Genomic DNA, 14374 nt, shown 5'->3' on the forward strand with positions numbered 1-14374 from the left:
CGTCCAGGAACTGGTCGTCGTTGGTGGTGCCGCTTCAATGAGGCCGCGGCTAAATGCCGCGGATGACTCCAGGCAATCCGCCACCAGGACCATGGCAGCGCGGCTTCAATGAGGCCGCGGCTAAATGCCGCGGATGACGGGAGGAGCCCGGGGCAGGTGTCCCGGGTGGACGAGCTTCAATGAGGCCGCGGCTAAATGCCGCGGATGACGCCGGGCGCAGGGGGTTCCCCGACTACATGCTGAAGCTTCAATGAGGCCGCGGCTAAATGCCGCGGATGACACTCCCGCGGCATCAAGTACATCGACAAGGCTATCGGGCTTCAATGAGGCCGCGGCTAAATGCCGCGGATGACCTGTCCTGGAAGTCGCTGGGCTTTGCAGCACCCTGGGTGCTTCAATGAGGCCGCGGCTAAATGCCGCGGATGACGACACATGAAGAACCGTGCCGCAATGCTGGCAGGCTTCGCTTCAATGAGGCCGCGGCTAAATGCCGCGGATGACGGCGCTCCAGCAGGCTGAAGCCGCCCAGCAGCAGGCCGCTTCAATGAGGCCGCGGCTAAATGCCGCGGATGACCTACCAGCACGGCCCGGCTGGCTTTCAGGCTGCTGCAGTGCTTCAATGAGGCCGCGGCTAAATGCCGCGGATGACAAGTTCATCAACGTGGTGGCCTTCTCCGGCTTCGGGCTTCAATGAGGCCGCGGCTAAATGCCGCGGATGACGAGGCCCGAATGGTTACTTCTTGGCGAGATCTCCAGCTTCAATGAGGCCGCGGCTAAATGCCGCGGATGACATAACACCGATGTTCAGGTATTTTCCGGCAACTCCAAGCTTCAATGAGGCCGCGGCTAAATGCCGCGGATGACATGGGATGCCCTCGCGCATGAGATCAAAGCCAGGCTTGCTTCAATGAGGCCGCGGCTAAATGCCGCGGATGACATCTGGGTGCCAGGTGAGGGCCTGACCAAGCTGTGAGGCTTCAATGAGGCCGCGGCTAAATGCCGCGGATGACGTTGTGAGACGCTGATAAAAACCAGTCAAGGCTGTTGCTTCAATGAGGCCGCGGCTAAATGCCGCGGATGACGGAAAAGCACGGCGCTGAAGGCCGGCGGATCCTCGCGCTTCAATGAGGCCGCGGCTAAATGCCGCGGATGACTAACCGCGCCCAGGAGGAGCTGTACGGGACTGCATGGGGCTTCAATGAGGCCGCGGCTAAATGCCGCGGATGACACCTGATCCGCGGGGTGATCGTGGCTCCGCCAGGGGAGCTTCAATGAGGCCGCGGCTAAATGCCGCGGATGACACGCCCGCCCCCTCAACCGGTGAGACGAATGTCAAGGCTTCAATGAGGCCGCGGCTAAATGCCGCGGATGACGCCTTTGAGGGCGTCACCGAAGCCAGCGTCCTGGTGCTTCAATGAGGCCGCGGCTAAATGCCGCGGATGACCTCCCATGGGTGGGAATCTCCCCCGTCTCCTGTGGCAGGCTTCAATGAGGCCGCGGCTAAATGCCGCGGATGACTGCGGGTATTCGCTCGAAATCAACTCATGGTTCAGAGGCTTCAATGAGGCCGCGGCTAAATGCCGCGGATGACGCTGCTGGTCACGCCGTGGATCGTTTAAGGGGGTGTTGCTTCAATGAGGCCGCGGCTAAATGCCGCGGATGACACCCCGCCGCCTCCCCCTGGCGCATTGCCGTCTCGATGCAGCTTCAATGAGGCCGCGGCTAAATGCCGCGGATGACGCCGTCTGGCGATGATTCCGGCCGGTACCTTCAACCAGCTTCAATGAGGCCGCGGCTAAATGCCGCGGATGACGGATATGGATCGGAGGACGTGGGCCTTTGCCCAGCTCGCTTCAATGAGGCCGCGGCTAAATGCCGCGGATGACGGAAGAGTACCCGCACTCGGCGGCTAGGGAGCTCTGGGCTTCAATGAGGCCGCGGCTAAATGCCGCGGATGACTGCCACCGTGCCCTCCCGCGCGAGGCCTTCCGCGACAGCTTCAATGAGGCCGCGGCTAAATGCCGCGGATGACGCAGCTTCGCCCACTGGTGCTTGGGCTGGGCAAGCTGGGCTTCAATGAGGCCGCGGCTAAATGCCGCGGATGACCTCATGAAAGAAGACCAGGACCAATGGCAACGAAGCAGCTTCAATGAGGCCGCGGCTAAATGCCGCGGATGACTCCATCTCCGTGAACAGGGCATCGGGCACGTCCCAGGGCTTCAATGAGGCCGCGGCTAAATGCCGCGGATGACACCCCGGGCGCGTCCACGAACAGCTGGCACCTCACTGAGCTTCAATGAGGCCGCGGCTAAATGCCGCGGATGACCGCGAGCTCCTTGCGCTCGGCCGGGGTCAGGTGGCGCTGCTTCAATGAGGCCGCGGCTAAATGCCGCGGATGACGCGCCTATCCGGCGGCCGAGCTCAACCTGTCCCCTGCTTCAATGAGGCCGCGGCTAAATGCCGCGGATGACGGTACCCTGCCAGACGCGGTTCACCTGCGTGGAGGGGCTTCAATGAGGCCGCGGCTAAATGCCGCGGATGACCACGCATGTCATTCTTTCCTGTATCTGTAGGTTTCGCTTCAATGAGGCCGCGGCTAAATGCCGCGGATGACGCGGGGAACTTGACCTGAACGCCCTGGCGCGCCGCGCTTCAATGAGGCCGCGGCTAAATGCCGCGGATGACATCCACTGGCGCGCCGCCCGCTCAGCCATGGAATAAGCTTCAATGAGGCCGCGGCTAAATGCCGCGGATGACGGCCCTCGCAGAAAAGTCGATGACACAAGGCCTGGAGGGCGGGTTTTCGAGCACCTTCAATTCAAACACGAATTCACGCATATCCGGCACTCCACTAAGTCCGACAATAAACCAATTTATCCCATATTTTCAAAGAGCTGGAGTCTTTCGAGCGCTGCCCGGGCTTGCCGGCATCAACCCAGCGCTCGAATCACTCCGGCGGCATGTCGATTAACACGTGCCGTGCCCGAAAGTTTAAATGATCACCGGTTCCCGAGCGACCGGTTCGAAATCCTTGCCCAGGCTTACAACCCTGGGCGCAACTTTCTCGGCAATACCTACGTCGAGGATCACGATGTGATCCTCATCATGATGAATCATGCCGTCCAGCAGCGCGATCAATTCTGCATGGCGCTGCCGGCTCATTCGACACTGGAACACTGATAATTGCAGCCACTCACCGTAACCACGCATGAGTCTGAACACACGGCGCCAGCGCTTCTGATCACTGATGTCGTAGGTGACGATGTAGAGATGTTCGTCCATGGGTATCACCGGGTCGTGAAGTTCGGATAGTCGGGCAGCTCACCCAACAGATAGCGCGCGAGCAGCCTGCCCTGGACCTCCAGCAGCCGGCGGTAGCTGAGCCGGTATCCGAACAGGGGATGGGTGATCTCATGACTCATGCGCCGCTCGAAGGTGGCGATGAAGCGCTTGCGTCCGTCGTTGGTCAGCGCGACGCTGCCGGCCACGCTCTGGAAATCCGATGGACGCACTTCACCGTTGTTGATCGCCTGAATGACACTGGAATCCGCGATCAAGGGTCTGAACGGCTCCATCATGTCCAATGCCAGCGCCGGACGGCCGTAACGGGGCTGATGATAGAAGCCTCGATACGGATCAAGGCCCACTGCCGAGAGCGAAGCCGTCCAGGACCGGGTCAGAAGGGCGTAGGCGTAGGACAACAGGGCGTTGACCGGGTCCGTGGGCGGACGGCGGTTGCGCGTGGTGAAGTCGAATGTCAGTTCGGGCCCGGCATCGCTGTGCTTCAACAGCCGGGCGAAGGCACCGAAGTAGCGGGAGGCGGCCGCCCCTTCGATGCCAAGCAGCTCCTGAAGATTGGATGCACGACGGGATTTCCTGATATCCACCTGCAGGCCGTCGAGCAGATCCACGGGCTTGTCCTCGCCTTTCCAGTTGCGCCGCAACAGCGTGCGGCAATTCTGGATCTTGGCCTCCACCAGGCCCTTGGCGATGTGCAGACACTGGTGCTCCTCGAAGCTCGCCTTGTACTGGGCAGTCCGGATCTCCACGTTCTTGTGGCCGGTGCCCATGGTGTGGCCCATGAACCAGCCGCCATGGGAATGCCAACTGACGGGGATCTCGCGCTGCATGAGTTCCTGAAGGCACGGCGTGGTGATATAGACATTGCCCATGACGATCACCTGGGAGACGTCGATGAGGCGCACCGACTGTACTTTTTCGTCATCCACCGTGACCTCCAAAGTCTCGCCCCGCTTGGCCAGCTTGGCGCCCCGGGCCTGGATATAGAGTGGCAGGGCCTCATCCCGGGCGACGGCCAGGGGCCTTGGCGGCGTCTGTTCCCGGCGGAGGTAGTTGACCTCGTCGGGCAGGCAGATACCTACCAGCGAACAGCGCGGACACTTGGGACTGTCCTCCAGGGGTGCGGGGATCTGTCCACCCGCGGCGATGAATCGTAGTCCGTTGATGGCGTTGAGCGTCAACCGGCGTAATTCCTCGTCGAAGGGCACACGTACACGCTCGCGGGATTCGGTGAAGTACAACTCCCCTTCGTCGCAGGTATAGCCGCATTCCTCCAGAATCATGCCCTGCACGCACAACTGGACCCTTTCGGGCTCGTAGGCGCCGCGGGCCACATGAGGCCGCTTGCCACGCTTGTAGTCGACGGGTGTGACATGGTCACCCTCGCCTTCCAGCAGATCCATGCGGGCGATGAGGCCCAGGCGGTTGGAGGACAGGGTTATGGAGCGGGCATGGTAGCGTTCACCCGCCTCGGCGACGCCGGGGGCCGGAAGATCTCCAGAACCTTTGTCCACCCGACGGTGACGGTAGCGTCCATCCACGGTATCCGCGGACTCGGACCACTCCCCCTGCACCCATTCCAGATACGCCAGACGGGGGCAGTACTGGTATTCGTTGACCATGCGCGCCGGGAGCAAGGGCATATCGCCGGATAGCTCCGGAAAAGGGAGCGGCAGTTCGGGCTGCTGCTGATCGTCCATTGCGGCTGGCCTCCCACTTGCGGATAGCACGAAACAGAGCTACATTACGTAATACATTTCGTAATACATTTCGTAATTCGAGATAAAACACATGCCTGCCATCAGTCTCCGCCTTCCGGATGAGATCGAGGCCCGCCTCGCCGAAGAGGCCCGTATTGAAGGCCGCCCACGCTCCGAAGTGGTGCGCGAGGCGATCGCGGAATACATCACCCGACGGGAGCGCGAGCGGTTCATGGCGGAGCTCGTAGCCGAAGCGCAAGCCTATTACCGTGACCCCGAGGCATGTCGCGAAGCCCTTGAACTGGCGGAGGAAGCGATCGTCACTGGCAACGAGGCCCTCGACATTGCCGAGGGCCGCCGACCCGGCGAACCGTGGCCGGAGGAAACCGGTGAGAAGTGGTGGCGCTGATGCGCCGGGGGGAAGTGTGGGTGGCCCAGCTTAACCCGAACCGGGGGAGCGAAATCGGCAAGATCCGCCCGGTGCTCGTTATCCAGGCGGACGAGCTTACGGCCGTCGGTGACAACCCGATCATCGTGCTTCCGATCACCACTCAGATATATCCCTCCTTCAAGCGCTGGCGCATCTCCCTGCCCGCCCGGGACCGTCTTCTCAAAGATGGCCAGATCATCGTGGACCAACCACGAGCCATCGATCGCAGCCGCTTCGGCGAAGGGCCCCTGACCACGCTGACGACGGATGAACTGGCCAGCGTCGAAAAGAGCCTCAAGGCTGTGATGGGGATGTGGTGACGCAGGGACTGCGTACCGGCAATCCTTAACCCATCACCTTACGGCGGTAGTGCACACCCTCAATGCCTTCAAAGTCACCGTCCTGTGTCCACAGTCGAGCCTGATATCGCCTGGCGGTGGCGAGCATGACGGAGTCCGCCATCGGCAGCTTATGGGTCACAGCGAGTTTCGCCGCACTGAGAGAAATATCCGCAGTGAGGTCCACGACGGCTCCCTGCTGCATCATGGCCACTGCCTGCAAGGCGGCATTCTCTTCCCGCTGCTGAAGTATTCGTTTGAACACCTCAAACAACGCGAGGGTCGGCACGAGCAAGTTGGCCGTGTCGGTGATGGCGGGCACGAAGAACCCGGCGTTGTCACCATCGGCGAAATACTCCAGCCAACCACAGGAATCCACCAGATTCACACCCGATCCCCATCCCGTGGAACGTCGGTTTCAATACCTCTTAGAAAACCGCGCATCTCCGTGATATCCCGAACAGGAATCAACTCGGCCCGTCCTTCATAAAGCACCACCTGGAGCTTCTGCCCCGGGCGGATCCCCATGGCCTGGCGCATCTCCCGAGGCATAACAATCTGATATTTCTTGGAAACAGTCACAGTCGTCATACAAAATTCCCATCGATGGAGTACACGTAAAGCGTAGTCCCCGGTCTTAACCGGGTCAAACGAGACAACGCCGACCGCCATCCACCGCATAAGGGCCCCTGCTCTCCTCCACGGCCCAGCGGATACAGCGAGCAGTTCGTTGCCCAATCCCATCCACCTCCTTCAACTCCGCGTCACCCGCCCGGATGACGGCCTCGACGGAACCGAACCGGTCGAGCAGCCGTGCCGCACGCTCGGCACCGACCCGGGGCAGGCTCTGGAGGATGTGGGATTGCAGGGCCCGCTTGCCCTTGGGTCGGGCACCGCGGCGCGGCAGCGCACCGCCGGCCACGGTGCGGCCCTGACGGGCAATGGAGAGAAACGTCCCGACGGTCTCCCCCGCCGAACGAGTGCGCAGGACCGGCAGGCCGATAAACAGACTCACCGTGACCAGGGCCCCCTGAACCGCCTCCCAGCGCATGGCGCTGCCTTCGATGTCCCTTGCCGTGCCTTCCAGTATCAGGGCCGGGCGCCACTGTTCGACCGCGGCCAGCCTCAGGGCCTGATCGAACAGCCGTCCTGATTTGATCGACTCGATGAGGTCGGGGAGCGTCTTGCGCTCGACGAGGAAGCGGTTGTCGATCAAATAGTCGCCGCAATCGAGCCGGGCGAAGGTCGCGGCGACCCCAGCCGATGCGCGCAGCGCGGCCACCACCGGGCTCCTGGATTCGCGGTGGTCGATGGTGATGGCGATCGGCCGTTTGTTGAAATCGTGATCCATGCCTCTACTCCGAGTCATGCGACGGCGCAAACAGGCCCAGGCCGTAATGACATCCAAACCCCAAGGCAAGCGGCCCCGAGACCGGCTGCGGGAACGTCAGGCGAACGAAGGCGCCGTGGGTGTCTGGTTGCGGCAACCCACGCTTGGTGCGGAAACGATGGAACTGAACCGGTCGGCAGCTTCTGCCGCTGCCGACCGGGATCTCCGGCAAGAGGTCCACCTGACTAGGGATGGGCAGCCCGCGCTCTCGGCATTCCCGGCGAATCTGCTCAACGTAGCCGAAGCCTTTCTTGGCATGCCAGGGATGCAAATAGGGGGTGCGCGTGACCCAAACAGTGGCATGTCCGAGTGCCGGAATCGCGGACTGGATCGCCTGCCAGTGACGCTCATCCTCTCGACCGCCGACGGATTCCAGTGCGACCTGCCATTGACTGCCATCCTGCCCCCGCAGGATGGGCAGATCCTCGAAGACCTTGAGCATCTCCTGCGGGAAACCGGCCTCCGCATGGACAATCACGTGATCGATGCGTCCCTTGTCATTTCCCTCCGGGAGAAAGAAGGCGTGGGCATGACGGTTATCCGGCGGCAAGCCGTGTCCGGACAGCTGCGCGGGAATGTCGGACTCACCGAACCGGCGTTTCGCCCGGGACATCAGTGCCGCGCGCATCCGTTCCGCCACACGCACCGTGTCCTCGACCCTGGGCAGGGGCCTGCCGGCCAGCGCGAAACGGGCCGTCGTAATCCGGCTGGTACGATGCCACTCGGGCACGCGGCGGCGGCGCACGCCCAAGGCCCCCTGGGGCCGCTGATAGAGCACCTCCGTGGCGCCGGGCGCCAGACTCCAGCCGGCGCGCTGAATGTCACCGGTCTCCAGGCGCAAGGCATCGATCAGACGTTCCGGCAAGGTGGCCAGGACCGAGAGCCGTTTCTGTTTGGCCAGTTTTTCCAGCCTGAGGTCCTCAACGGTCTGTTGTTGCCATTGGGCATAGTCAGCTGCCGATCTTGGCACGATCAATCTGACCGGTTCGCTGGTCTCGCCCGTGGCCGGATTCACAGCCAGGTTGCCCGGACGGCAATTGGCATCCTCAGGGTTCCAGCCCTCCAGCCGACGGCACTCGATCCAGCTCTCGACGCGACCGAAGAAATTCAGATCCCGCATAAGCGCGTCCAGGGATCCCAGAAGCTCCGGGTCCGGGTCCAGGTCGGGCCAGGCGATGATCAGCTCTTCATCAGGATCGATTCGAAGGAAGGCGTCGAACACCAGGACCGACTTATCGGCCCGTCCCTCGCGCACCGGCATGTAGTGGCGCGTATGGGCATGGACCGCATCCGGCAGACGATAGACAGGCGCAACACCGGAGAGGGCATTGACGAGCGCCTCCAGGCGGGCCTCTGGAAACTCGCCTGGATCATGCTTGCGGTGCCAGGTGGCGATCAGGGCGCGCAGGAAACGCCACGGGGACGGCGGCCATTCCACGTCGGCCTCGTTTACATGCCGCCCCCAGGGTGTGGCATGAAAACGTCCGGCTGTGAACCGGCAGGCAACGGCAAGCATGGTTTATTTCTCGTAGGTGACGATGGTGACCGCCGGCTGCGCGAACCGACCCTCGCCTGCCACCGCCTCGATCAGGCCCGGGAGTGCCGCTTCCAGTTCCGACAGCTCCGGCACCTCCCAACCCTCCGGCCGGGTGACACGCAATGCCTGGCAGTCCAGATCGCAGGCCGTACGCAGGCGCAGTCCGTGTACAAGGAATCGGCGCACCTTATACAGCGCCAGGGCAATGAGCAGACGATCAACCTGCTCTCCCAGCCCGAAGGCTCGGATCTGGGCCAGATCGAGATTGAAGTAGGCCTTGATGCGGGGGGAGACGTATTCATCCCTGGCAAAAGGCACATTACCGAACCCCCTGGACGTATCACCGGAGGGATTGACGTGATCGTTCTTGACTCCGCCACTGGACGCCACCCTCACATCTTCGGCCTCAATAAAAGCGGAAAGCGCCCTGGGCAGACGCAGCCGCCCACCCGCCAGTTCTTTTTTGGCGAGAAAGACACCGTGTAGCACGGCATTGGCATCCACCTTGAGAAGCGTCTCAGCCAGTTTACGAATGTCCACCGGCCCTTCTTCCATGTGGGCCAGCTCCTGCTTGAGCAGGTCAAACAGGGTTTTGTCCTTGCCTTCCAGGATATAGGGTGAGTTCAGCCTGTGCGCCTCCAGGACCGAGTTGGTCAGCGGCTTGCCCGCCTTGTCCAGAACCTTGACCACCGGGAGACCCCGCAAAGGCACCACCCAATCATCGGCATCCTTGTCCCAGCAGACCGTCTCCAGCCGGTTGGCCATACTTTGGGCAGACTCCACCAGCAACATGGGGCGGCCGTCCGGTCCTTCGTAGTGCGCCGCGCCGAGATCCGGGAATCCGGTAGGCTGGAAGCGGGTACCCTGCACGGGCACGAGATCGGCCTCCATAAGCAGTCGGGGCACATCACTGAGCAGGGGTTCAAGTTTCATGACAGGGCTCTCCTTGAGAAAGATGCAACGGGATCAGGACGCATCCTGGGTGGCGGGTTCGTCGGACTTGTGATCAGCGAGGCGTTTGATAAAGCCTTTGATGACACGGATTTCCACCGGGATCATGAGCGCCGCCAGCAGGCGCCCGCCATCCGGGTAGGGCGGCGTCAGGCGCCAGCCGGCATCCGCCAGCCCGGAGGCCCGGCGCCTGCGGCGAGCTAGGTCCACGGCACGCCCCACACCAGCCGGACCGGCCCGCAGCAGCCGAGGCAAGGCCGGCGGGAGCGGCAGGCATCCATCGGGTGTCAGAACACCGGCCTCGCGGAGCTGGGCATCCGGCACGAACAGCGGTTTGAGCAAGGCGTAGATCATGGGCAGGGATGATGCCTCCGAGGCACCGCGTTGCCGGAGGGGTAAACGGGCCGGCAGCCGCGCGCACGCCAGACCTGCCATCAGCTCGGCGATGCGGCGCTCGTCAGCGTCGCCTGCCAAAAAGGCCGCCACCGCTCCCTCATCGGCGGGACAACGGCCGGACAGGGGTTTGTCGTTGAGATCCGTTCTGCTGGCGGTCAGCAGGCGCCGTTGCAGCACCTGGGCGAGATTGTCCGAGAGATTGCCCTGCCCCCAGACGGCCAGGCGGCTTTCCGGTGCCCAAACATTGCGCTTCACGGGATCGATGGGGGCCAGATGTACGCCCATGGGCAGGCCATCGTCGAGACCGGCCAGGGCTGCCGCCACCCGGAATTCGTGGCTGTCATCCCGGGCGGCCTCGACCCAGTGCGCGTCAAGCCGGGGCACGGGCCGCACTTGCTCGCGCAGGGAGGGACTGAGCGCCAGGTAGAACTGTACCTCGCCCAGGACCTTGAGCACCTCCTGCACCCTACGGGGATCCGCCACACGGACCAGATCGAACAGGGCGTCGTCCAGACGGTGGGCAAGCCCCTGCAAGCGCGCCGGTGCATGTGTGGAACGGGCCGCACGGCGGAAACGGCGCAACCAATCACCGCGCTCCAACTGGTCGATCAGGTCGGCCTTGGGGTTTCGATGCACATGGAATCGGTTCAACGGCGTGGCCAGATAGGCCTTTCCGGAACGCATCATAAACGCGTAACGCTGGAAGGCACGTACGCCCCGATCTGTCCCCAGCTTGGCCACGGCACGGGCAAAGTCCAAGCCGTCCCGGGGAAGCCGCCCATTGAGGGTGACACGCCCCTCGCCCAGTAACACTCGCAATTCCGGCAGCGAGGCCGGACGTTCCCACAGGGGCATCCAGATCTCGGCCCGGGCCGGCCTTTCATCCCCCAGGGCAACAGCGCCGCTGCCACCACCACTGGGGCGTACCGTGAAGGGATAACTCAAGGCCGAAGGATCGGCGCTCTCCAAACGGCGGGTGGCAGTCGCTGCGAACAGCAGCGCGCCCTCAAGCATCAACACGTAATCCCAGATATTGACCTGCGCGCCGCTGTCAAAGCCGGTGGAACTGTTGGGCCCACCCGCGGCACCGGGGGAAAATTGGCCGATCGCGAGGGCCGTCATACCGGGGACCGGACGAGCGAACAAGGCAGACTCCAACTTGTTCCCGACATCCCCCTGCGCCTTGCCCGTGACGGGATCGAACATCTCCAGCAGCCGCTGCATGTAGTTGCTGGTGAAATCGAGACGGCCGTCGTTACCCCCCGTACCCAGCAAGGGCGGGTAGTCGGGCTTGTCGTCGGTCAGCAGGACTGCGGCATCCAGCCACGGCAGGAACTCGTCATCCAGTGTCGCCCGCAAGCGGGCCAAGAGCGCGCGCTTGTCCAACTCGGCAGGCTTTTCGGTCAGTTTCAAGTGTTCAAGCGCATCGGCCATGACCTCCGCCGTATCACGGAACGGGCGCCAGCGCTCGGCCTGGGTGGTTATGATTTTCTCAAGCGTGCTCCAGGCCGTTTCATTGCCCTTGCGATAGAACCCGCTGCCGCCGTTCCAGGGCGACAGCATGGGTGTGGGGCGATAGTCCTCGATAAAGAAGCGCCGCAGATCGTTGTCATCGAGACGGGTACGGAGCATGAAGCACTCATCCTGCCACCAGCCCTTCGCCGTTGCGTCCACCTGCTCGCAAACAAGCCGCAGGACACCCAGCGCCTTGAGATAGGCGGCCAGAGGCGTAGGAGCACAACCACGCAGGACGATCTCATTTATATGCATGTCCTTATCCATGGCCATTCTCCTGTGACGGCTCATCGTCGGTATGCTCGGCGCCCTCTGCTTGCTCAAGCCGACTCGCCCGCCAGTCGGCCAGCCGCACCAGGGTTTCCAGCCAGGCCAGTCTGAACGGGCCGTGTTCAGATAAGAGGCTCTGGGTGCGCGCGCTCCATGACGGGCCCTGGGGTCCGTCGCCCAGGCGCATGAGATCCAGGCGCAAGACCGTGGGCGGCACCGACTCGCCTTCATCGATGGGCACCGGCGGCAACGCGTCGCCATCCCACACCCCGCGCGCGAACAGGAGATCGGGATCACGCGGCTGTTGCTCACGTTGCAGAGCACGCAGGCCCATGCGCACCTTGCCGTGATGGGCGGCGATCAGATAGGCGATCAGGTTGGATTCGGGTTCTTCGGGGTGATGTTCCAACCAGGCCAGCATGGAGGCCAACTCGTGGCGAAAGTGCGGGCGCTTCTCCTGTAAGCCGTCGCGCTCGACGAAATACTCGGGACGCGCCCTGGCCATGCCGTCGGATTTGGCCCAGAGACCCGCGCGCCGCGCCTGCGGATCTTGCATGGCGGCGCGTAGCATGTTCTGAAAGGCCTCGTGGGCCTTGCCCACGTCATGCCAACGGGCGGCTCGGATGACCGAGCGGCTGAAGACCTCATCAAGTTCCAATGCCCGGCACAGCTCGCCGGCCGCCTGACCCACATCTCGCAAATGCATATCCAAAGGCACGGCCCGTCGCAAGAGACTGCGCACATCCGACGAATAGGCCTCGGGCGCGGGGAGATCCGCCGGAACGGGGATCACCTCGACATCCCCTTTATGCGCGGCATCGAAGCCCAGCACGGGGTCGTACCCGCCCGCCTCGGCATCGAGCAGTAGCGTCATGCCGGGTCGAATGGCATCGCTCACCGATTGCCATGTGCCCATGACCGCATCCCACGCCCAAACCCGGCCGGCCTTGCGCTTGTCGCGGTAGGACTTGATCTGGCTCAGCGACGCACGGCACAACTCCCGAGACAAGGGCCTCGGGATGTCATCGAGCCGGGACGCTGTTTTTTGATCCCGGTTCAAAGTACGCCAGAAGACCTGCACATCGGTCTCTCGGACATCGCGGATATAAGGGGAGACATCCAGGTCGAAACCGGACAGGTCCGGGTCGGTGTCGAACAACTGCAACAGATCCTTGCGACGCAACACCATCGCCTCGGGTGCTGTCTCCTTGGTGGGCGGCAGATCCACCGGACTGGCGGATGTCAGGGCGCGCAGCCTTTCACGGCTTGGGGCAAGCTGTTCGGCGTCATAGGGGACCGACACGGCATCGTCCAGATCGATCCAGTAGATTCGCGCGCCCCCATCGCCGTTGTACTCCCCATAGCGGTTGCAACGGCCAAAGCGCTGCACCATGGAGGACCAGGGCGCCAGTTCGGTGAACAGCGTACGCGACGTCATGTCCACGCCCGCCTCCACCGCCTGGGTGGCAACCACGATACGCCCTTCGGGCGGCACCTGCGTGCCCAGGGCCTGCTCCAGCAGGCGTCTTTCCCGGGCACGGAATCGCGCATGGACGAGCAACGGATCCCGGTCTTCCGTGCGCTCCTTGAGCGCACGCGCCAGCCCCTGGGCCCGCTCCACCGTGTTCAGCACCACCAGCGTGGTCGTGCCCGGCACATGGGCCTGGATCACCCGCTCGGCAAGCCCGGTCACGTAGGCTTGAACGAACGTCTTAGAGTCCCCTTCCAGGCTGACCGGGAGACACTCCAGATGCTTGACCGCCTCCCGACGTGCCCGCACCGCGTCCATTGTGCATTCCTGCGCATCGAGAGCGTGGCGCGCAAGCTTATCCATCCAGGGGCGCATGTCCACGGTGCCGAGCCAGCCAGGATTCAGGGTCGCAGACACCCACAGGCTGCGACTCTGACGCACACAACCGAGGTCACGGCGCAAGGCCTCCAGTTGCGCTGATGTCTGCAGACCGGGTCCCATGAGCTGAACCTCGTCGAACACCCACAGGGCATCGTTGTGCAGTAGGCCGAAGTGCATGGGCCATTGATACCGGCTCATTCCGTAACCACGCATCAACGCACGGGAAAGCAGCATGTCCTGGGTGCCCACCAGGATCATGTCCTCCTCGGGGTGCTCCGCCCAGGTCGCGGCCCGAACATCGTCCTCCCCGCCCATGAGCAAATGAACCGACACCTTGCCCTCGCCGGGTAAGCCGTGCAGATTCAGTCGCTGAAGCCAATGCTCGATATTGCGGCAGGTCTGCTCCACCAGCACGCGCATGGGCAGACACCAGATCAGGCGCCGAGGGGTGGCCTCATCGCGCTGCTCACGGCGCTTGTAGAGCCAGGCCAGCGTGACTGCGGCGGTCTTGCCCAACCCCGTGGGGACATCGAGGGTATCCGGCCATGGAGCCTCGGCAAGCCTGGCCTGATATGGGAAGGGCTCGAAGCCAGCCGCCTGATTGAAAAAATCAGCGTATTTCATCGGCAATGCCTGCTCACTTAATCTGATTGCTTTGTACCAGCCCCGGTGGCTCACAGATTGAGCCTGTGCCT

The 14374-nt window shown here is 63.0% G+C and carries 11 protein-coding genes and 1 CRISPR repeat array (1 of these 12 cut by a window edge); of the genes, 2 read left to right on the forward strand and 9 right to left on the reverse strand.

Translation table 11 applies throughout. The annotated features are described in order from the left end of the window. Positions 1-2757: a CRISPR direct-repeat array (repeat unit 36 nt; unit sequence GCTTCAATGAGGCCGCGGCTAAATGCCGCGGATGAC) (it extends 1782 nt beyond the left edge of the window). A 234-nt stretch (positions 2758-2991) separates the two neighbouring features. Next, complete coding sequence (gene cas2, locus TGR7_RS12220; RefSeq protein ID WP_012638985.1) at positions 2992-3282, reverse strand: CRISPR-associated endonuclease Cas2; 291 nt, start codon at positions 3280-3282, stop codon at positions 2992-2994. Positions 3283-3287: 5 nt separating this feature from the next. Next, entirely contained in the window at positions 3288-5000 is a 1713-nt protein-coding gene (locus TGR7_RS12225) for a CRISPR-associated endonuclease Cas4/Cas1 (RefSeq protein ID WP_012638986.1), read from the reverse strand. 91 nt (positions 5001-5091) lie between these two features. Here TGR7_RS12225 and TGR7_RS12230 point away from each other — a divergent pair, with 91 nt between their 5' ends. Together TGR7_RS12230 and TGR7_RS12235 are read left to right on the forward strand one after the other, a co-directional pair. Then, complete coding sequence (locus TGR7_RS12230) at positions 5092-5409, forward strand: ribbon-helix-helix protein, CopG family (protein WP_012638987.1); 318 nt, start codon at positions 5092-5094, stop codon at positions 5407-5409. Then, positions 5409-5750 carry a type II toxin-antitoxin system PemK/MazF family toxin gene (locus TGR7_RS12235; protein WP_012638988.1) on the forward strand — a complete coding sequence of 114 codons (342 nt, stop codon included), beginning with the start codon at positions 5409-5411 and terminating at the stop codon, positions 5748-5750. The genes TGR7_RS12230 and TGR7_RS12235 overlap by 1 nt, the downstream gene beginning before the upstream one ends. Before the next feature lie 25 nt (positions 5751-5775). Here the strand turns inward: TGR7_RS12235 and TGR7_RS12240 are convergent, their stop codons facing one another. From TGR7_RS12240 to TGR7_RS12270, 7 genes are read right to left on the reverse strand one after another with little or no spacing between them, the layout of a single operon-like run. After that, a complete protein-coding gene (locus tag TGR7_RS12240) occupies positions 5776-6156 on the reverse strand; it encodes a type II toxin-antitoxin system VapC family toxin (RefSeq protein ID WP_012638989.1) in 381 nt (126 codons plus the stop codon). Continuing rightward, the gene (locus TGR7_RS12245; RefSeq protein WP_012638990.1) at positions 6153-6359 is read right to left on the reverse strand and encodes an AbrB/MazE/SpoVT family DNA-binding domain-containing protein; all 207 of its coding nucleotides are present in this window, start codon (positions 6357-6359) and stop codon (positions 6153-6155) included. Before TGR7_RS12245 ends, TGR7_RS12240 begins: the two co-directional genes overlap by 4 nt. A 55-nt stretch (positions 6360-6414) precedes the next feature. After that, on the reverse strand, positions 6415-7119 hold the full coding sequence (locus TGR7_RS12250) for an ERCC4 domain-containing protein (protein WP_012638991.1): 705 nt from the start codon (positions 7117-7119) through the stop codon (positions 6415-6417). A gap of 4 nt (positions 7120-7123) precedes the next feature. Then, positions 7124-8674: a type I-G CRISPR-associated protein Csb2 gene (gene csb2, locus TGR7_RS12255; protein ID WP_012638992.1), complete on the reverse strand. Its 1551-nt coding sequence runs from the start codon at positions 8672-8674 to the stop codon at positions 7124-7126. A 3-nt stretch (positions 8675-8677) separates the two neighbouring features. Next, a complete protein-coding gene (cas7g, locus tag TGR7_RS12260) occupies positions 8678-9628 on the reverse strand; it encodes a type I-G CRISPR-associated RAMP protein Csb1/Cas7g (protein ID WP_012638993.1) in 951 nt (316 codons plus the stop codon). Positions 9629-9661: 33 nt separating this feature from the next. Beyond that, positions 9662-11824, reverse strand: coding sequence for a type I-G CRISPR-associated protein Cas8g1/Csx17 (gene cas8g1, locus TGR7_RS12265; RefSeq protein ID WP_012638994.1), 2163 nt, complete (start codon positions 11822-11824; stop codon positions 9662-9664). Continuing rightward, the gene (locus TGR7_RS12270; RefSeq protein WP_012638995.1) at positions 11817-14303 is read right to left on the reverse strand and encodes a CRISPR-associated helicase/endonuclease Cas3; all 2487 of its coding nucleotides are present in this window, start codon (positions 14301-14303) and stop codon (positions 11817-11819) included. The genes cas8g1 and TGR7_RS12270 overlap by 8 nt, the downstream gene beginning before the upstream one ends. Between the last annotated feature and the right edge of the window lie 71 nt (positions 14304-14374).

The sequence above is a fragment of the Thioalkalivibrio sulfidiphilus HL-EbGr7 genome, assembly GCF_000021985.1.
Taxonomy (GTDB): domain Bacteria; phylum Pseudomonadota; class Gammaproteobacteria; order Ectothiorhodospirales; family Ectothiorhodospiraceae; genus Thioalkalivibrio_A; species Thioalkalivibrio_A sulfidiphilus.